Here is an 18,755-nt window from a genome sequence, read left to right as displayed (position 1 = left end):
GGCGGGCGGCGTCGGGGCCGGGGCCGGGCCGGACGCCGAGGCGGGCCCGGCCGTCCCGGCCAGGGCGGCCAGTGCGGTCAGGGCGAGGGTCACGGCGGTCGCGGCGGCCTTGGCCGGTCTGTTGCTGCGAACGAAGATCGTCATGCCCGCAACGCTAGGCGGCGGCTCGGGCCGCCCGCATCGGACGCCGGGTGGAGCCGGTGTCGGACCAGGGGATGACGGCGACTGCTGGCGGAGGGAGGGCGTTCGGCCCCTCCGGCCCCTCCGGCCCCTCCGGGCCTCCGGCTGTCGGGCCCTCCGGCTGTGCCGGTGGGGAGGGTGGGCGCGATCCGGCGGCCGATGGCCGATGGCCGATGGCCGATGGTCGTCGCCGGTGCTCGTGCCGGTGCTCGTGCCGATGCCGAGGTCCGTGTCTGTCCTTCGAGCCGGGCGATTTCAGCCAGTGAAGCCGGTATTGCCGCACCCTTTCTGGTGGTTCATCGCCATCCGCTCGACCGGTACCGGCCACCTCTGCGTGGTCCAGACCATTGACTTGAGCTGCCCCCTCCTCCTACCGTGACCGTTGCCCGGGGCCGAGGTCGCGGGGGAGACCGGAACGCGCCACTGCCGCCCCCCGCGCTGCTTTCTGACGACCCGTCGGCAACTGCGTCCGGTGCTGCCCGCCGTCCTCGGCGGTGCCGTCACCAACGGTCGGCACACAGGGGAGCACCGCACATGATCGGTACGGCCGGCGGGACCGGGGCGGACACGGACGACAGGGCCGAGGCGGGGCCGGCGTTGAGCCCGGCGCAGGAACGGCTCTGGTTCCTCCACCAGTTGGAGCCCGACGACGCTTCGTACAACATCCCGCTCGTGCTCCGGCTGACCGGCGCGCTCTCCGAACCGGCGCTGCGGGCCGCGTTCGACGGGACCGCCGCCCGGCACGAGGCCCTGCGCACCCGGTTCCCGCACCTGGACGGGCGGCCCGCCGCCCGCGTCGAGCCGCCCGCGCCCGTGCCCGTCGAGAGCATCGACCTGCGCGGCCGCCCCGCCGACGCGCCCCGGCTGCTGGCGGAGCGGACCAACGCGGCCTTCGACCTCGCGCAGGGTCCGCTGCTGCGGGTGAGCCTGCTGCGGACGGACGAGGACGAGCACCTGCTGTGCCTGGTCCTCCACCACATCGTCGCCGACGGCTGGTCGCTGAACCTGCTGCGCGCCGAGCTCGCCACCCGCTACGCCGCGCACCTCGACGGCCGCGCCGTCGAGCTGCCCGAGCTGCTCCCGTACACCGAATACGCCCGCAGGGAGCGCGAGTTCGCCGACGGCTCCGAGGCGGAGGCCGCGCTCGCACATTGGTGCGAGCGGCTCGCGGGCGCGCCGGTGCTCGACCTGCGGCCCACGGTGGCGGACGGGGTCGGGGCCACCGGCGGGGCGTTCCACACCCGGCGGATCGCCGGGGCGGGCGCGGCGGTCGACGCGCTGGCCCGGCAGAAGCGGTGCACGCCGTTCATGGTGCTGCTCGCCGCCTACCAGGTGCTGCTGCACCGCTGGACCCGGCAGGAGGACTTCTGCGTCGGGGTGCCGGCGGCCGGCCGGAACGAGCCCGAACTCGAAGAGCTGATCGGCTACTTCTCCACCACGCTCGTGCTGCGCGCCGAGCTCGCCGGTTCGCCGACCTTCGGCGAGCTCCTGCGGCGCGTCCGCCGGTCCGCGCTGGCCGGATTCACCCATGACCGCGTGCCGTTCGAGCGGCTCATCGACGAGCTGGGCATCGAGCGCCGCCTCGGCGTCAGCCCGCTCTTCCAGACCCTGCTGACCGTCCACACACAGGACGAACAGGGAAGCGGCGAGCGGGACTTCGCCGGGCTGCGGTGTGCCGATGTCGACGGCGGTCATGCGGCCGGCAAGTTCGAGGTGATGCTCGACCTGCGCCGCGAGAGCGACGACCTGATCGCGGTGTTCGGCTACCGCACCGACCTCTACGACGACGCCTGGGCCACCCGGTTCGCCCGGCACTTCGAGACGCTCCTGCGTGGCGCACTGGCCGACCCGGACGCACCGGTGTCCGAACTGCCGCTCCTCGCACGGTCCGAGGTGGACGAACTGCTGGCCCTGGGCACCGGCGCGGAGGTGCCGGCGGCCGACACCGAGGCGCTGCCCGCCGCTCTGGGCCGCGCGGCAGCGGCGTACGGCGACCGGACGGCGGTCCGCGACGCGGCCGGAGAGCTGACGTACGAGGGCCTGTGGCAGGCGGCCGGGGCGCTCGCGGTGCGACTGCGGGAGGCGGGCGTACGGGGCGGGGACGTCGTCGGCGTCCGGCTGCCGCGCGGTACGCGGGCGGTCACCGCGATGCTGGCCGCCTGGCGGGCGGGCGCGGCCTATCTGCCGCTGGACCCCGCCTATCCGGCGGCCCGGCTGGAGTTCATGGTCGCGGACACCGGCGTACGCGTGGTCGTGGCGGACCCGGACGGGGCCGAGGCCTTCGGCGGCGGTCCCGCCCACCGGCCCATCGCGCTCGCGCCGGACGGCCCGGGCGGGACCGGCGTGCCCGACCCGCGCTGGGAGGCGGGCCCGGACGACCCCGCGTACGTCATCCACACCTCCGGCTCCACCGGAACGCCCAAGGGCGTCGTCGTCCCGCACCGCGCGCTGGCGGCCCGGGTCGGCTGGATGCGGGAGAACTACGGCATCACGGCGGACGACGAGGTGCTCCAGTTCGCCTCGCTGAGCTTCGACACCCACGCCGAGGAGATCTACCCGGCGCTCACCGCCGGGGCCCGCCTGGTCGTCGCCGGGCCCGACAGCACCCTGCCCGACCACCTCCACCTCGCCGCCGCCGGACAGGGCGGCGGCCCCACCGTCCTGGACCTGCCCACGCCGTACTGGCACGAGCTCGTCGACGACCTCGACACGATCGCCCGGCCGCCGGGCCTGCGGCTGCTGATCCTCGGCGCGGACCAGGTGCAGTCGCGCGCGGTCGCCGCCTGGCGGGCCCGCTTCGGCGACACCGTGCGGGTGGTCAACTCCTACGGCCCCACCGAGACCACCGTCATCGCCGCCACCGCCGAACTCGGCCGCGCCGACGCGACCCACCGCCCGCCCATCGGCAGCCCGATCGCCGGCACCGTGCTCACCGTCTGCGACGCGCTGGGCCGGCTCATGCCGTACGGAGCGCCCGGCGAACTCCTCGTGGGCGGCGTCGGGGTGACGTACGGCTACGGCGGCAGGCCCGGGGCCACCGCGCGGGCCTTCGTGCCCGATCCGTACGGCCCGCCGGGCGCACGCCGCTACCGCACCGGCGACCTGGTCCGGTGGCGGGCGGACGGGCGGCTGGAGTTCCTCGGCCGCATCGACGACCAGGTCAAGGTGCGCGGCTTCCGCGTCGAGCCCGGTGAGGTGGAGACCGCGCTGCTGGCCCTGGACGGGGTCGGCCGGGCCGTGGTGACGGTACGGGACGAGGCGCTGGTCGGGTACGTGGTGCCGGAGCGGGACGGCGGTGACCGTCCGGAGGCCCTGCGGGACAGCGGTGACTGTCCGGAGGACCAAGGAAGCGGCGGTGACCGTCCGGAAGCCCTGGGCGGTGGTGGAGATCCGGAGGCCCCGGGCGGCGGTGGGCAACGGCTTGCGGCGGGGGCTCTGCGCGCCGCGCTGGCCGCCGTGCTCCCCGCCCACCTGGTCCCGAACTCCCTGGTCGTCCTGGACGCCCTGCCGCTGACCCCGAACGGCAAGGTGGACCGCCGCGCCCTGCCCGCGCCCGAGCAGCGGCCCGACCTCGGACCCGGGTACGTGGCCCCGCGCACCGACGCGGAGGGGCTCGTCGCCGAGGTGTGGACCGAGGTGCTGGGCCTGGACCGGGTCGGCGCGCTGGACGACTTCTTCGACCTCGGCGGCCACTCGCTCCTGGCCACCCGCGTCGTCGCCCGGATCCGGGCGGCCGCCGGACTGACGGTGCCCCTGCGGGCGCTGTTCGCCCACCGCACCGTCGAGGCGTTCGCGGGCGCGGTGGAGGACCTGCTGCTGGCGGAGATCGAAGCGCTGACCGACGAGGACGCCGAGCAGCTGCTCGCGGCCGAGTCCGGCCCGGAGAGAACGGCCGAGTCCGGCCCGGAGAGAAACGGAACGACCACGGCATGAGCAGCACCGAGGCACGCCCGACGGACGACACCCGGGACGGCGACGCGAGCGACAGCGGCGGCGGCGCGAACGGCAGCCCCGACGGAAAGGGGAGAAGCGAAGGAAGCGAAGGGGGCAGCAGCGGCAGCGACCGGGCGAGCGGCGCGAGACCCGGCGGCCGGTCCGCCGCCCCGCTCTCCGACGCCAAGCGCGCCCTGCTCGCCCAGCGGCTGCGCGGTCGCGCCCGCCCCGCGCAGGCCGTGCCGAGGCGACCCGAAGGGGCCGTGCCGCCGCTCTCCTTCGCGCAGGAACGCCTCTGGTTCATGGAGCAGTTCGCGCCCGGCACCGCCGCGTACAACATCCCGGTCGCCCGCCGGCTGCGCGGACCCCTGGACCGCCCCGCCCTGCAACGGGCCCTCGACGCGGTGACCGCCCGCCACGAGACGCTGCGCTCCCGCTATCCGGCCACCGACGACGGCCGCCCGGTCCTGGAGATCGCCGCACCCGCACCGTTCGACCTGCGCACCGCCGACGCGGACGACGAGGAGCACGCGGCCCGGCTCGTCGACGAGCTCGGAGCCCTGCCCTTCGACCTGGTCACCGGCCCGCTGATCAACGGCCTGCTGGTCCGGATCGCCGACGACGACCACGTCCTCCTCCTCGTCGTGCACCACAGCGTCAGCGACGGCTGGTCCAGCGAGGTGCTGGTCTCCGAGGTGCTGCGCGGCTACACCGCGTACACGACCGGAGGATCCGACCCGCTCACCGAACTGCCAGTCCAATACGGTGACTTCGCGCTCTGGCAGCGCGACCGGCTGACCGGCGGCCGGCTGGCCGACGAGGTCGCGTACTGGGCCGGTGAGCTGGCCGGGGTCCGGCCGCTGGAGCTGCCGACGGCCCGACCGCGACCCGAGCGCCAGACCTTCGACGGCGCGGGGTTCGGCTTCGACATCGACCGGGCCCTCCTCGACCGGCTCACCGCCCTCGGCAAGCAGCACGGCGCGACCGTGCACATGGTGCTGCTCGCGGCGTTCCAGCTGGTGCTGTCCCGTATCTCCGGGCAGCGGGACTTCGCCGTCGGCTCGCCGGTGGCCGGGCGGCCGGAGCCCGAACTCGAAGGTCTCGTCGGGATGTTCGTCAACGTCCTGGCGTTGCGGGCCCGGCTGGACGGCGACCCGACCTTCGCCGAACTCCTCGGCCGGACCCGGGAGACCTGCCTGGAGGCGTACGCCCACCAGGAGCTGCCGTTCGCCCAGCTGGTGTCCGAGCTGAACGTCGAACGGGACGTGACGCGTTCACCGGTGTTCCAGGCGGTGCTCGCGATCCAGAACTACGCCTCGGCCGCTCCGCTGGAAGAACTCGCCCTGGACGTCGAGCCGTTCGGGCTGCACGCCGCCGGAACCAGGTTCGACCTGGAGCTGTTCCTGATGGAGTGGCCCGGCGGGCTGCGCGGTGCGTTCAACTACAACACCGACCTCTTCGATGAGTCCGGCGTCGTCCGCATCGCCGACAGCCTGGACCGCCTGCTGCACGCCGTCGCCGACCGGCCCGACCTGCCGGTCTCCGCGCACGACGTCCTGGATCCCGTCGAGCGGACCCGGATGCTCGGCGAGTGGAACGACACGGCCGTCGACCTCCCGGACGACGCGACCCTCACCGGCCTCGTCGCCGCGCAGATCGCCCGCACGCCGGACGCGGTCGCCGTCGGCTTCGGCGGCGAGACGCTGACGTACGCCGAACTGGACCGGGCCGCCGAACGGATCGCGCGGCGGCTGGCCCGCGAAGGCGTCGGCCCCGGAAGCCTGGTGGCGGTCAGCGCCGAGCGCTCGCCCGACCTGCTCCCGGGCCTCCTCGGCGTCCTCAGGACCGGAGCGGCCTACAGCCCGCTCGACCCCGAATACCCGGCCGAGCGGCTCGCGTTCATGCTCGCGGACAGCGGTGCGGAGGTGCTTCTCACCCAGCGCCGGCTGCCGGTGCCCGAGGGGTGCGCGGCGCGCGTCCTGCTGCTGGACGACTCGGCGGAGTGGGACGGCGACAACAGCGACGGAAGACATCCTGTGGGCCCCGCCGCAGACGACCTCGCGTACATGATCTACACCTCCGGCTCCACCGGCCGCCCCAAGGGCGTGCCCAACACCCACCGGGCCATCGCCAACAGGCTGCTGTGGATGGCCCGTACGTACGAGCTCACACCGGCCGACGCCGTCCTCCAGAAGACGCCGACCGGCTTCGACGTCTCGGTCTGGGAGCTGTTCCTGCCGCTGATCACCGGGGCCAGGCTGGTCGTCGCGCAGCCCGGCGGGCACAAGGACGCCGCGCATCTGCGCGACACCATCGCCGAACACGGCGTCACCGTAGCGCACTTCGTGCCCGCCATGCTCGACGTGTTCCTCGCCGAGGACGACGTGGAGCGCTGCACCACCTTGCGCCGGGTCGTGTGCAGCGGCGAGGAGCTGGCCCCGCACACCGCCCGCGCGTTCACCGCCCGGCTGCCGCACTGCGCACTCGCCAACCTGTACGGGCCGACCGAGGCGGCCGTCGACGTGACCAGCTGGGAGTGCGCGGGCGACCTCGCCGTCGTGCCGATCGGCGCACCGGTCGACAACACCAGGCTGTACGTTCTCGACGCCGACCTGTGCCCGGTCCCCGTCGGCACGCCCGGCGAACTCCACATCGGCGGCGTCCAGGTCTCCGTCGGCTACCACCGCAGACCCGGCCTGACCGCCGCACGCTACGTCCCCGACCCCTTCGGCCCGCCCGGCGCGCGCCTCTACCGCACCGGAGACCTGGCCCGGTGGCGGGCGGACGGCCAGCTGGAGCACCTGGGCCGGATCGACCAGCAGGTCAAGATCCGGGGCCTGCGCATCGAGCCCGGCGAGATCGAGGCCGCGCTCCGCGCCGAGGAGGGCATCACGGCCGCGGCCGTGATCGTCCGCGAGGACAACCCGGGCGACAAACGCCTGGTGGCGTACGTGGTGCGCACCGCGGACGGGGGCACGGGCGGGGGCGCGGAGACGGAGGCGGACAGGGGCGAGGACGGGGGCAGGGGCGGAGACGCGGACGGATACGCGGACGGGGACAGGGGCGCGGCCGGGGGCACCGATCTCGACCCCGCCCTCCTGCGCACCGCCCTGCGCCGCACGCTCCCCGACTACATGGTCCCGGCCGCCTTCGTCACCCTCGACGCCCTCCCGCTCACCCCCAACGGCAAGCTCGACCGCCGCGCCCTGCCCGCGCCGCAGGCCCGCCGTACCGGTGGCGCGATGGCCGCGCCGGAGACCGCCGCCCAGCAGGTGCTGGCCGAGATCTGGGCCGAGATCCTGAATCTGCCCGAAGTCGGCGTCGACGACGACTTCTTCGACCTCGGCGGCCACTCGCTGCTCGCCACCCAGGTCATCGCCCGCGCCCGCAAACGCCTGCCGGAGGCCGGAGCGCGGCCGGTCAGCGTGATGGACCTGTTCACCTCGCGTACGGTCCGCGAACTCGCCGCGCTGGCCGACCTGGACGAGTCCGAGCGCGGCCCGCGCCACCTGCTCCACCGGCTCACCCGACCCACGCCGCCCGAGGACCGGACCCTCTCCTTCGTCTGCGTCCCGTACGGCGGCGGCAGCGCGGTCGTCTACCAGCCGGTCGCCGACGAACTGCCCGCCGGATACGACCTGTGGTCCGTGGCCATCCCGGGCCACGACATGGGCGTCACCGAGGAACACCTGGCGTTCGACGAACTGGCCCGGAAGATCGCCGACGAGATACGCGAACGGGTCGACGGACCGGTCGCGCTGTACGGGCACTGCGCCGTCGGCAGCGCGCTGACCGTCGCCGTCGCCCGGCTCCTCGAAGGGGCGGACCGGGAAGTGGAGGCCGTCTACATCGGGGCCCAGTTCCCCTTCGCGCGACCGCGCGGCCGGGTGCTGGGCCTGCTCAGCCGCATCTCCGCGCTGGACCCGATGCTGAGCGACCGCGTCTACTTCACCTGGCTGCGCTCCATGGGGGCCGAGGTCGGCGACCTCGACGAAGCCCAGATGAAGTTCATGATCGGCAACATGCGCGCCGACTCCCGGGCGGCGGAGGAGTACTTCACCGAGGTGCTGGCCGAGGTCGAGGCGGGCGGGGCGCTGCTGCGGGCCCCGGTGATCTCGGTGATCGGCAACCGCGATCCGGCGACCGACTTCCACCAGGAGCGCTACCGCGAATGGCAGATGCTCGCGGAGCGTTCGGCGCTGGCGGTCCTGGACGAGGGCGGCCACTTCTTCCTCAAGTACCGGGCCCGGGAGCTCGTCGAGATCGTCACGCGCACGCATTTGGCGGTCGAGGCCGGTCCGGAGGCGGTACGGGAGCTGCCGCAGGAGGCGGACGACGGGTCGTGGTGGTTCCACGAGGTGAGCGGGAGGCGCGAGAAGCGGGCCGGGGCCGCTGACGCGACGCACAAGAGCGAGCAGATCGAGCAGATCGAGGAGGTCGAGGAGGTCGCGCAGGCCGGGCAGGCCGGGCAGGCCGATCAGACGGAGGAGGCCGAGCGGGTCGCCGACGCCGGGCCGCCGCCCGGCATGGGCCGCTTCCTGGCCGTCGCCTTCGGCCAGCTGCTCTCCATCACCGGCTCCGCGCTCACCGAGTTCGCCCTGCCGGTGTGGATCTACATGGAGACCGGCTCGATGGGCAAGTACGCCCTCTACGCCGTCATCGGCATGCTGCCCGGCATCCTCGTCGGACCGCTGGCCGGAGCCGTCGTCGACCGGCTCGACCGCCGCCGGGTCATGCTCACCAGCGACGTGGTCGCCGGCTCCACCCAGGCGGCGCTGCTCACGCTCCTGCTGAGCGGCAACCTCGCCTCCTGGCACATCTACACCCTGCTCGGGCTGCTGTCGGTCGCGCTCACCTTCCAACGGCTCGCGTACGCCTCCTCCGTACCGCAGTTGGTGCCCAAGCAGTACCTCGGCCACGCCAACGGCATCACGCAAATGGCCTTCGGCTTCGCGCAGTTCATCGTTCCGCTGGCGGCGGTGGCGCTGATGGCCGGGATCGGGCTGAAGGGCATCCTCATCCTCGACGTCGTCAGCTACACCATCGCCATCGGCGTGCTGTCGTTCGTGAAGTTCCCGAAGACGTTGCCGTGGACGCGGCGGGAGTCGCTGGTCGCGGAGATCAAGCACGGCTTCGCCCACTCCTGGCGCAACCGCGGCTTCCGGGCCATGCTCCTGTGGTTCGCGGCGCTGAACATCTTCCTGTCCCCGCTGTTCCTGCTGGTCACGCCCTTGGTGCTGTCGTTCGACTCGCTGGAGGCGGTGGCCCGGATCTCGGTGGCCGGCGGCGCGGGCGCGATTCTCGGCGGCATCGCGATGGGCTTCTGGGGCGGCCCGAAGCGCAACCGGATGCGCGGCATGCTGGGCCTGGCCGGGCTGCTCGCGCTGGCCTGTGCGCTGGTCGGGGTCCGGGCGGACCTGTGGATCATCGGCGTCGGCGCGTTCGGGATGTCCTGCGCGCTGTCGATGGTCAACGGCGTCTACACGACGATCGTCCAGATCAAGGTCCCGCAGCGGTTCCACGGCCGGGTGTTCGCGCTGAACACGCTGGTCGCCTGGTCCACCCTGCCGATCGGGCACGGGATCATCGCGCCGGTGGGCTCGTCGGTCTTCGGCCCGATGTTCGAGGACGGCGGCTCGCTGACCTCGACGGTGGGAGCCCTCATCGGTACGGGTCCGGGGCGCGGGATCGGGTTCATGTACCTGTTGTTCGGCGCGGCCATGCTGGCCCTGGTGGTGATCGGCCTCCGGCTGCCGGTGCTGGCCCGCTTCGACCTCGACGTCCCGGACGCGTTGCCGGACGACCTGGTCGGCATCCAGGAACGCGAACGCCGGGCACGGGAAGCACGGGAGGCGCGAGACCCGCGGGCCGCGCAGGAGGCATCAGACCCACGGGACTCGCAGGGCCCACAGGACGCACGGGACCCACAGGACGCCAAGGTCATCCTGGAGGACGCCCGATGACCGCCACCCCGCCCCCGTCCAGGCGTCCGTCCAGGCCCCCGTCCGGGCGTCCGGCCTCCCCGGCCGCCGCCCCGCGCAGCCTTCCCGCCCTGCTCGACCACCGGGCCGCCGCCGACCCCGGGCGCACCGCGCTGATCTGCGGCCCCCGCACCCTGACGTTCGGCGCGTGGCGTGAGCGGGCCGAGGCGCTTGCCGCCGGGCTGCGGAGCCGGGGCCTCGGGCCGGGGGCGCGGGTCGTGCTCCGGTACGGCAGCGGCGACTGGATCGCGTACGCCGTCGCGTACTGCGGGGTGCTGCGCGCCGGCTGCGTCGCCGTACCGCTCTCGGACCGGCAGGCCCCGGCGACCGCCGCCCATGTCCTCGCGGACAGCGGGGCCGCGGCCGTACTGCGCCCGGCCGGGGCGGACCTGCCGTCCGGCCTGCTCCCGCGAGGCCTGTGGGCGGCCACGACGGAGGAGATCGAGGCGACGGGAGCAGCGTCGCCCCGCACGGAGCCGCTTGCCGGGCCCGATCCCGTCGCCCTCGCCGAGCCGCTCGCCGAGCCCGACCCCGCCGCCCTCGCCCAGATCCTCTACACCTCCGGCACCACCGGCAGGCCCAAGGGCGTCACCGCCACCCACGGCAATCTGGCGCACGGCTGCACGCTCGACGAACGCCGCCGTCCGCTCCGGCACTCCCGCCACTTCCTGCACGCCTTCCCCGTCGGCACCAACGCCGGGCAGACGATGCTGGTCAACGCCCTGGACTCCGCCGCCACCGGCGTGGTCGCACCGCAGTTCACCCCGGGACGGTTCGCGCGGCTCATCGAGGAGTACGAGGTCGGCAGCGTGTTCCTCGTCCCGGCGATGGCCATCGAACTGCTCGGCTCCGCGGCCGCCCGCCGGTACGCCACCGACAGCGTCCGGCTCGTCGGCTCGACCGCCGCCGCCCTCCCCGGGCCCGTCGCCCTCGGCCTCGCCCGCGCCTTCCCGCGCGCCCAGGTCGTCAACTACTACACCTCCACCGAGGCCGCCCCCGCCCAGATCACCCTGCTCTTCGACCCCGACCGCCCCGACTCCCCGGGCCGCCCCGCCTCCCTGCGCGACCTGCGGATCACCGCCCCCGACGGGACCCCGCTACCGCCCGGCGAACCGGGCGAGGTCCGGCTCCGCACCCCGGCCGCACCCCGCGCCTACCTCGGTGAGGACGCCGCGCGGTCGGAGGTGTTCCAAGGGCAGTGGGTGCGGATGGGCGACCTCGGGCGGCTGGACGAGGACGGCTATCTGCAGCTGCTGGACCGTGAGCGGGACGTCATCAAGTCCGGTGCGTACAAGGTCTCCACGCTCCAGGTGGAGGACGCGCTGCACGCCCACCCGGCAGTGGCGGACGCGGCGGCGTTCGGTGTTCCGCACGCCGTCCTGGGGTCGGTCGTCGCCGCCGTGGTCGTGCCGCGCGGCGAGCTGACCGTGCCGGAGCTGCGGACCTTCCTGCTCGACCGGCTGGCCGCCCACGAACTCCCGGCCCGCCTGCTGTTCCGCCCCTTCCTGCCGCGCAACGAGGGCGGCAAGATCCTCAAGCGCGAGCTGCGCCTGCTCCTGGACGACGAGGCCCTGCGATGACGAACACGACGTCCCCTCTTCCCTCCGCACCTTCATCCGCGCCCGCGCCCGAACTCACCCTCGGCCCGGCCCAGCACGGGATGTGGGTCACCGAACAGGTGCTGCGGCCCGGCTCCGCGCACCATCTCGCGGTGACCGCGCGGTTCGCCGTACCGCCCGATCCGGCGGCGCTGGAGGCCGGTTGCGCCCGCCTGCTCGCCCGGCATCCGGTGCTGGCGTCGCGGCTGGACCCGGAGGGCCCCGCGCTCGCCCCGGCCACCGGCCGCGCGCCCGAGCTGCGCCGGCTGACGAGCGCGCCGGACGAACTCGACGCGCTCCTCGCGGAGGAGAGCGCCCGGCCCTTCGACCTGGCCCGAGGGCCGCTCGTACGGTTCGCGCTCGTGACGGCCGGGGACGACAGCCCGGTGCTGCACGCCGTGGTCCACCACCTGGTGTTCGACGGCACGTCGAAGGATGTGCTGCTCGCGGAGATCCTCGGCGCGGAGACGACCGCCGACCTGCCGCCGAACGAGCCCGCCGAGCCGACGGACGAAGAGGTGGCCGCGGCGGCGGAGTTCTGGGCCGGCCGCTGGGCCGACCCGGCCGCGCCCGTGCTCCCCGGCCTCCCGCCCTCCGTACGCGACACCACGGCCCCGGCACCGGGCTCCGCCGTCCCCTTCACGCTCGACGGCCCGCTCCACGCCCGGATCACCGACACCGCGCGGTCTCTCGGCGTCACCCGCTTCGAACTGCTTCTGGCGCTCTGGCACACGCTGCTGTTCCGCTACGGCGACCGGGCGCCCGCCACCGCGCTGGAACTCTCCACCAGACGCCTGGGAAGCCCCGACCACGTAGGCCTGTACGTCAACGAGCTGCCGCTCCTCACCCGCCCCGACCCGGACCGGCCGTTCGCCGACTTCGTGCGGGACGTCCGCGCCGAGCTGCGGGCGCTCTACGACCACCGCACGGTCCCGCTCGGCCGTGCGGTGCGCGGCGGCCTCACTCCGCGCACCGCGCTCACACCGCTCTCGGTCAGCTACCGCCGCCGCACCGGCTGGGAGGCGCGGGAAGCACCGGACGTCTCCGTGGACTGGATCGGCTTCACGCACTCCGTCCGCAATCTGGCGCACCTCCAGCTCGTCGACGGGCCGGACGGTGTGGACGGCTCGTTGCAGTACCGCACCGACGCCTTCGCCCCCGGCGCGCCCGCCCGGATCGTCGGCCACTTCCGCACCCTGCTCGACGCCGTGCTCACCGCGCCGGACACCCGCCTCGCCGACCTGCCGCTGCTGGCGGGCGACGAGCTGGACCGGGCGCTGTACGCGGGCAACGGCACGCCCGCGGCCCGCTCGGCGGACGCCACGGTGTGGGCGATGTTCGCGGAACGGGCGGCGGCGAACCCGTCCGCCGTGGCCGTGGTCACGCCGGACGGCACCGAGCTGTCCTACGGTGAACTCCACGCCGCCGCAGAGGCGTTCGCGGACCGGCTGGCCGCCGCGGGCATCGTGCCCGGTGATCTCGTGGGCGTCCAGGTGGCCCGATCGGCGAACGAACTGAGCGCCGTACTCGGCACGTTGGCGGCGGGCGCGGCCTACGTACCACTGGATCCCGGCTATCCGGCCGACCGGCTCGCCTTCGTCCGTGCGGACGCGCGCCTGGCCGCCCTGGTCGTCGAAGGGCCCACCCCGGACGGGCTGCCCGGCGACCTGCCGGTGCTGTCCCCGGAACACCGGGGTGCTCCCGCGCCGCCGCGCGACCGGTCCACCGCCCCGGCCGCCGGGGATCCCGCGTACGTCCTCTACACCTCGGGCTCCACGGGCCGGCCCAAGGGCGTCGAGGTTCCGCACAGCGCGCTGGCCAACCTCCTCGGCGCGCTGGCCGACCGGCCGGCGGCGGGGCCGGAGGACCGCTGGCTGGGGCTGACCTCGCTGTCCTTCGACATCTCCACCGTGGAACTGCTGCTCCCGCTCACCACCGGAGCCCGCGTCGTCCTCGTCCCGGAGGAGCGGCAGCGCGACGGTGCGGCGCTGCTCAAGCTGATCGAGGCCCATGACGTCACCCATGTCCAGGCCACGCCGAGCAGCTGGCGGCTGCTGCTGGCCGCCGGTCTGCACCGCCCACGTCTCGTCGCCCTGGCGGGAGGCGAGGCGCTTCCGGAGCCGCTCGCCATCGAACTGGGCGCGTGCGTCGGCAGGTTGGTCAATGTGTACGGGCCGACCGAGACCACCGTCTGGTCCACCCTGGCCGAGCTGGGCCCCGGCGACCCGGTCACGATCGGCCGACCGCTGGCCGCCACCCGGGCGTACGTCCTCGACGCGCACGGCCGACCCGCCCCGGACGGAGTCCCCGGCGAACTGCACCTGGGCGGCGCGGGCGTGGCCCACGGCTACCGGGGCCGCTCGGGGCTGACCGCCCAGCGCTTCGTGCCGGACCCATGGGGGCCGCCGGGCTCGCGGATGTACCGCACGGGCGACCTGGTGCGCCGACTGCCCGACGGGCAGCTGGAGTTCGCCGGACGCGTCGACACCCAGGTCAAGCTGCGCGGCCACCGCATCGAGCTGGGCGAGATCGAGGCCCGGCTGGTCGAACACCCCGCGGTGTCCCAGGCGGTGGTGATCCTGGACCGCGCGGACGACCCCGGGAACGACGCCGCGGAGGCCGGCCAGGACCGGCTGGTGGCGTACGTCGTCGGAGCCGCGCAGGAGCCCCCGGCCGCCGACGACCTGCGCGCCCACCTCGCCCGTACGCTCCCGGCCGCGATGGTGCCCGCCACCTGGGTACCGCTGCCCGGGCTGCCCCTCACCCCGAACGGCAAGGTGGACCGGGGGCGGCTGCCGCAGGCCCCGAGGACCAGGCCGGAGGCCGCCGCGGTCGATGGGGCCGAGGCCGCCGCGGTCGACGGTGCCGAGGTCGCGGCTGTGGACGGGGCCGCCGCCGTGGTGCGGGACATCTGGCAGGAGGTGCTGCGGCTCGACGACATCGGCCCGGACGAGGACCTCTTCGACCTCGGCGGCCACTCGCTGACCATCACCGCCATCGCCGCCCGCATCCGCAAGCGGCTCGGCGTCGAGGTGCCCCTCGACGTCTTCTTCGACACCCCGACGCTCGCCGAGGTCTCGGCCGTGGTGAGCGAGCTCCAGCAGCAGGAGGAGAGCAGCGATGAGTGACACAACCGCGTACCAGGTGGTCGTCAACGACGAGGAGCAGCACGCGCTGTGGCCCGCCAGGACCGATCCGCCGGCCGGCTGGCGGGCGGAGGGTTTCTCCGGGTCCGAGGAGGAGTGCATGGCCCATGTCGACCGGGTCTGGACGGACATCCGCCCGCTCAGCCTGCGCCGCCGCCTCTCGGAGCAGGGCCGGTGACGGCCCCGGCCGCCGCCGGGGCCGCGCTGCGGGCGCGGGTCGCCGGGCTGGTGTCCCGCGCCACCGACGGCGAGGTGTCCGAGACCGAACTGCTTGCCGAGGGCGTTTCGTTGACCGCCCTCGGAGTGACGTCCCTGGCGCTGCTCCGGCTGATCGACGCGGTGGAGGAGGAGTTCGGGGTCTTCCTCGACCTCGACGGGCCGTTCCGCTTCCTGGACGACCTCGACGGCCTGGTCGCCCATCTGGCCGGGCTGGGCGCGGAGACGGGCGGCGGCGACCATGACTGAGCCCGCCGTGGCGGAAGCCCTTGGCGCCCTCACCGACTCGGCCACCCCCACCGAGGTCGGCTTCCGTGGTGAGCGGTCCGGGCGGGCCCCGCTCACCTGGGGCCAGCGGGCCATCTGGCACGCGATCCGCCGCACCGCGCCCAATGACCACTACTTCAACATCGGCCGCGTCCTGCCGCTGGCCGACCGGGGCCGTCCCGCGACCGTCGCCGCGACACTGGACGCGCTGGCCCGGCTGATGGAGCGGCACGAGGCGTTGCGCACCCGGCTCGTGCTGTCGGCGGCGGACGGCGAGCCGTCGCAGTGCCTCGCGGACACGGGGTCGCTGCCCGTGACGGTCGCCCGCGCCACCGGCCTCCCGGAGGCGGCGGCCCAGGCGGAAGCGCTCCTCGACGAGCTGTCCGCCGCCCGCTTCGACTACGCCGCCGAGTGGCCGCTGCGCGCCGCCCTCGTCACCGTCGGCGACCGGGTCACCCACGCCGTGCTGGTCCTGTGCCACCTCGCCGCCGACGGGCACGCCGCCGAGGTCCTCGTGCGCGATCTCCGGCTGCTGGTCCGGCGCGGCTCGGCCGGGCGGCCGCCCGCCGCCACCCCGCTGGACCTGGCACGCGACCAGCACGCCGAGGGCGGGCGGCGCGGAGCGGTGGCCCTGGCGCACTGGGAGGCGGGCTTCCGGGCCGCGCCGCCGACGATGTTCCCCGAGCCGTGCGCGGAGCCCCGCAGCCCGCGCTTCTGGACCGGGCGGATCGTGTCGCCGGCCCTGGCCCGCGCGGTCGCGGCGGTCGCCGCCGCGCACCGGGTCAGCGGCTCCACCGTGCTGCTCACCGCGTCGGCCGCGCTGGTGGCCGCCGGGGAGGGGCACCGTACGGCGGCCGTGATGCCGATCGTCGGCAACCGCACCGCCGAGGCCCTGCGCGACCTGGTCTCCACGCTGTCGCAGGACGGCCTGTTCGTCCTCGACCTGGGGGCGACCGGCCGGGAGGGCGGGGCGGCCGTGTTCACGGACCTCCTCCCCGCCGCCTACCGTGCGGCCCTGCGCGCCTACCGTGCCGCCGTCTACGACCCGGTGGAGTGGGACGCGCTCGGCGAGCGGCTGCACACGGAGTACGGGCGCGAGGTGCACCCGTATTGCTGCTTCAACGACATGCGCCTGGTCGAACGGCCCGTGCCCGAAGGCCCGCGGCCGGCCCCGGAGGAGCTGGCCGCGGAGCTGGCGGAGGCCCGGCGGCGGACCTCCTTCGGCTTCCCCGCCACCCAGGACCGGGTGGCGTGCCGCTACTGCCTGCACATCACGGAGGAGGGCGACGCGCTGGCGGTGTCGCTGACCGCGGACACCGCGTATCTGCCGCCGGAGGCGATCCGCGGACACCTGTACGCGATGGAGGAGCTGATCGTCGCGAGCGCGGCGGGCAGGCCTCCGCTGCTGGGCGGACTCCGCGCGCTGCTGGAGACGGCGGAGGGCGAGCGGCCATGAGCACCGGCGAACCGTTGCGGGCCTGGGCCGACCGGACCTCCTGCGTCCAGGGCGGCCGGCTCGCTTTCCACCTGACGGGCCTCGACGGTACGGGGGCGAGCGCCCGGGTCCGGATCACCGACGGGGTGAGCGGGGCGCCGCTCCTCACCGCCGAGGTGACCGGCCCCGACTGGACCCTGGACGTCCCGCAGGACTGGCCCAGCTCGCTCTGCCGCGCCGCCTTCGACGTACCGGGCGAGGACCGGCCGACGACCGACGAGGCCGAGCACGAGGTGTGGTTCGTCGTCCGGGCCGCCCGCCCCGGCACGACCTCCCGGATCCTCGTCACGGTCCCGTTCGCCACCTGGCGGGCGTACACCCACGCCGGGCAGCCGCACCGGGGCCTCTACTACTCCGAGCAGCCCCACCGCGCCGCCCGGGTCTCCTTCGCCTCGCCCGGCGGCGGCCCGCCGCCCGAGCGCTGGGAGGAAGGGCTGCTGCGCTGGCTGCCGACGGCCGGCCATCCGGTGGACTTCTGCTCCGGCCTGGACCTGCACGGTGGCGACGAACTCCTCTCCCACTACCGCCTGTTGGTGGTCAACGGCCATGACGAGTACTGGTCGATGGAGATGCGCGACAGCGTCGAGGCGTTCGCGCGGCGCGGCGGCAACGTCGCCTTCTTCGCCGCCAACACCGCCTGGTGGCAGATGCGGCTGGAGGACGACGGACGCACCATGGTCTGCCACCGGGACGCGCTCACCGACCCGATGACGGCGACCGACCCGCGCCGGACCACCGTCGAGTGGTCCAGCTCGCCCGTGGACCGCCCGGAGAACACGATGACGGGCCTCAGCTTCCGCCGGGGCGCGGGCGCGTGGGGCGAGGGCATGGCGGTGATGCGCAAGGACGCCTACACGGCCCGGTTCGCCGGGCACTGGGCCTTCGCCGGTACGGGCCTGGCGGACGGCGAACCCTTCGCGCGCGGCGCACTCGGCTACGAGACGGACGCCTGCGACCTGGAGTGGACCGGCGAGGTGCCGCGCGCGACGGGCGTGGACGGGACACCGGGCTCGTTCGTCGTCCTCGCCACCGCCGATCTGCGGCACTGGCGGGAGTACGGGCAGGGCGGCGCGGCGACGATGGGCGTCTTCCGGCTCGGCGCGGGCACCGTGTTCAACGCGGGCACGATCAACTGGGGCAGCGTCCTGGCGGACGACCCGGTCGCGGACCGCATCACCCGCAACGTCCTGGACCGGCTCGGCGGAACGGCTCCCGGCGACGGCTGGGAGGCGGCCGGAGACCCGGACGACGTGCACGCGCTGGCCGTCTGCGCGGGCACCCTGTTCGGCGTCGACGGGCGGGGCCGGCTGCTGTGCCGGGAGCCGTCCGGGCAGAACCTGCCGTGGCGGCCGGCCGGGCACGCTCCCGGGGTGCGGGCGCTGGCCTCGGCGCGCGAGGCGTCCGGCGGGCTGCCGCTGGAGCTGTACGCGGCGACGGAGGACGGCCGGCTGCTGCGGCGCGACCCGGTGCCGGAGCCGGTGCCGGGCCCGGGGGAGTGGGCGGAGGCCGGGACGGTGCCGGCCGGTACGACGGCGCTCGCGCTCTGCGACGCGGGGATCTTCGCCGTGACCCCGCACGACGACACGCTCCACCACCTGTCCGCGCTCGCTCTCGACGGGCCGTGGCAGGTGCTGGGCGACGCGGGCGGGGCGGTCGCGCTGACCACGCTGAACAGCAGGCTCTGGGCGGTCACCGCCGACGGCCGGCTGCGTACCCGGCTCCCGGCGGGCCCGGCGGACGGGCCGGTCGCGTTCACGGACAGCGGTGCGCCGGGCCCCTCCCCGGCCACCGGCCACCCGGGCGTCTGCACGGGGCTCGCGGGCCGTGCCGGGAGCCTGTACGCGGCCGTCGCCGGAGGCCCGCTGCTGCTGTGCGCGCGGCCCGCCGTACCGCCCGGCTGATCGGCTTCCGGCACGACGCCGGGCCGCCCGCCGCCGTA

The 18,755-nt window shown here is 75.0% G+C and carries 8 protein-coding genes; all 8 read left to right on the top strand.

Translation table 11 applies throughout. The features are described from left to right. Window positions 1–714 precede the first annotated feature (714 nt). Genes G3I54_RS36965 through G3I54_RS36930 form a run of 8 tightly spaced genes read left to right on the top strand, consistent with a single transcriptional unit; the run spans window position 715 to window position 18,717 of the window. The gene (locus tag G3I54_RS36965) at window positions 715–4,113 is read left to right on the top strand and encodes a non-ribosomal peptide synthetase (RefSeq protein WP_164621410.1); all 3,399 of its coding nucleotides are present in this window, start codon (window positions 715–717) and stop codon (window positions 4,111–4,113) included. Then, window positions 4,110–10,076, top strand: coding sequence for a non-ribosomal peptide synthetase/MFS transporter (locus tag G3I54_RS36960; protein ID WP_164621408.1), 5,967 nt, complete (start codon window positions 4,110–4,112; stop codon window positions 10,074–10,076). Before G3I54_RS36965 ends, G3I54_RS36960 begins: the two co-directional genes overlap by 4 nt. Beyond that, on the top strand, window positions 10,073–11,674 hold the full coding sequence (locus tag G3I54_RS36955) for a class I adenylate-forming enzyme family protein (protein WP_164621405.1): 1,602 nt from the start codon (window positions 10,073–10,075) through the stop codon (window positions 11,672–11,674). Before G3I54_RS36960 ends, G3I54_RS36955 begins: the two co-directional genes overlap by 4 nt. Beyond that, window positions 11,671–14,820 carry a non-ribosomal peptide synthetase gene (locus G3I54_RS36950; protein ID WP_164621403.1) on the top strand — a complete coding sequence of 1,050 codons (3,150 nt, stop codon included), beginning with the start codon at window positions 11,671–11,673 and terminating at the stop codon, window positions 14,818–14,820. The genes G3I54_RS36955 and G3I54_RS36950 overlap by 4 nt, the downstream gene beginning before the upstream one ends. Beyond that, entirely contained in the window at window positions 14,813–15,016 is a 204-nt protein-coding gene (locus G3I54_RS36945; RefSeq protein ID WP_164621400.1) for an MbtH family NRPS accessory protein, read from the top strand. Before G3I54_RS36950 ends, G3I54_RS36945 begins: the two co-directional genes overlap by 8 nt. Beyond that, the gene (locus G3I54_RS36940; protein ID WP_164621389.1) at window positions 15,013–15,303 is read left to right on the top strand and encodes a phosphopantetheine-binding protein; all 291 of its coding nucleotides are present in this window, start codon (window positions 15,013–15,015) and stop codon (window positions 15,301–15,303) included. Before G3I54_RS36945 ends, G3I54_RS36940 begins: the two co-directional genes overlap by 4 nt. Next, window positions 15,296–16,777, top strand: coding sequence for a condensation domain-containing protein (locus G3I54_RS36935; RefSeq protein ID WP_164621387.1), 1,482 nt, complete (start codon window positions 15,296–15,298; stop codon window positions 16,775–16,777). Before G3I54_RS36940 ends, G3I54_RS36935 begins: the two co-directional genes overlap by 8 nt. Next, window positions 16,774–18,717 (top strand): N,N-dimethylformamidase beta subunit family domain-containing protein, encoded by a 1,944-nt coding sequence (locus G3I54_RS36930; protein WP_164621386.1) that lies wholly within the window; start codon window positions 16,774–16,776, stop codon window positions 18,715–18,717. Before G3I54_RS36935 ends, G3I54_RS36930 begins: the two co-directional genes overlap by 4 nt. Window positions 18,718–18,755 lie beyond the last annotated feature (38 nt).

Source organism: Streptomyces sp. SID14515, from assembly GCF_010548505.1.
GTDB lineage: Bacteria > Actinomycetota > Actinomycetes > Streptomycetales > Streptomycetaceae > Streptomyces > Streptomyces caviscabies.
Note: the sequence above shows the minus strand (reverse complement) of the source record. Positions and strands in the feature narration are given on the sequence as shown.

What these genes read in the sequence shown, in the direction of transcription:
- G3I54_RS36930 (WP_164621386.1), top strand. Translation starts at nt 16,774, where the DNA reads ATGAGCACCGGCGAACCGTTGCGGGCCTGGGCCGACCGGACCTCCTGC.
- G3I54_RS36945 (WP_164621400.1), top strand. Translation starts at nt 14,813, where the DNA reads ATGAGTGACACAACCGCGTACCAGGTGGTCGTCAACGACGAGGAGCAG.
- G3I54_RS36960 (WP_164621408.1), top strand. Translation starts at nt 4,110, where the DNA reads ATGAGCAGCACCGAGGCACGCCCGACGGACGACACCCGGGACGGCGAC.
- G3I54_RS36955 (WP_164621405.1), top strand. Translation starts at nt 10,073, where the DNA reads ATGACCGCCACCCCGCCCCCGTCCAGGCGTCCGTCCAGGCCCCCGTCC.
- G3I54_RS36965 (WP_164621410.1), top strand. Translation starts at nt 715, where the DNA reads ATGATCGGTACGGCCGGCGGGACCGGGGCGGACACGGACGACAGGGCC.
- G3I54_RS36935 (WP_164621387.1), top strand. Translation starts at nt 15,296, where the DNA reads ATGACTGAGCCCGCCGTGGCGGAAGCCCTTGGCGCCCTCACCGACTCG.
- G3I54_RS36950 (WP_164621403.1), top strand. Translation starts at nt 11,671, where the DNA reads ATGACGAACACGACGTCCCCTCTTCCCTCCGCACCTTCATCCGCGCCC.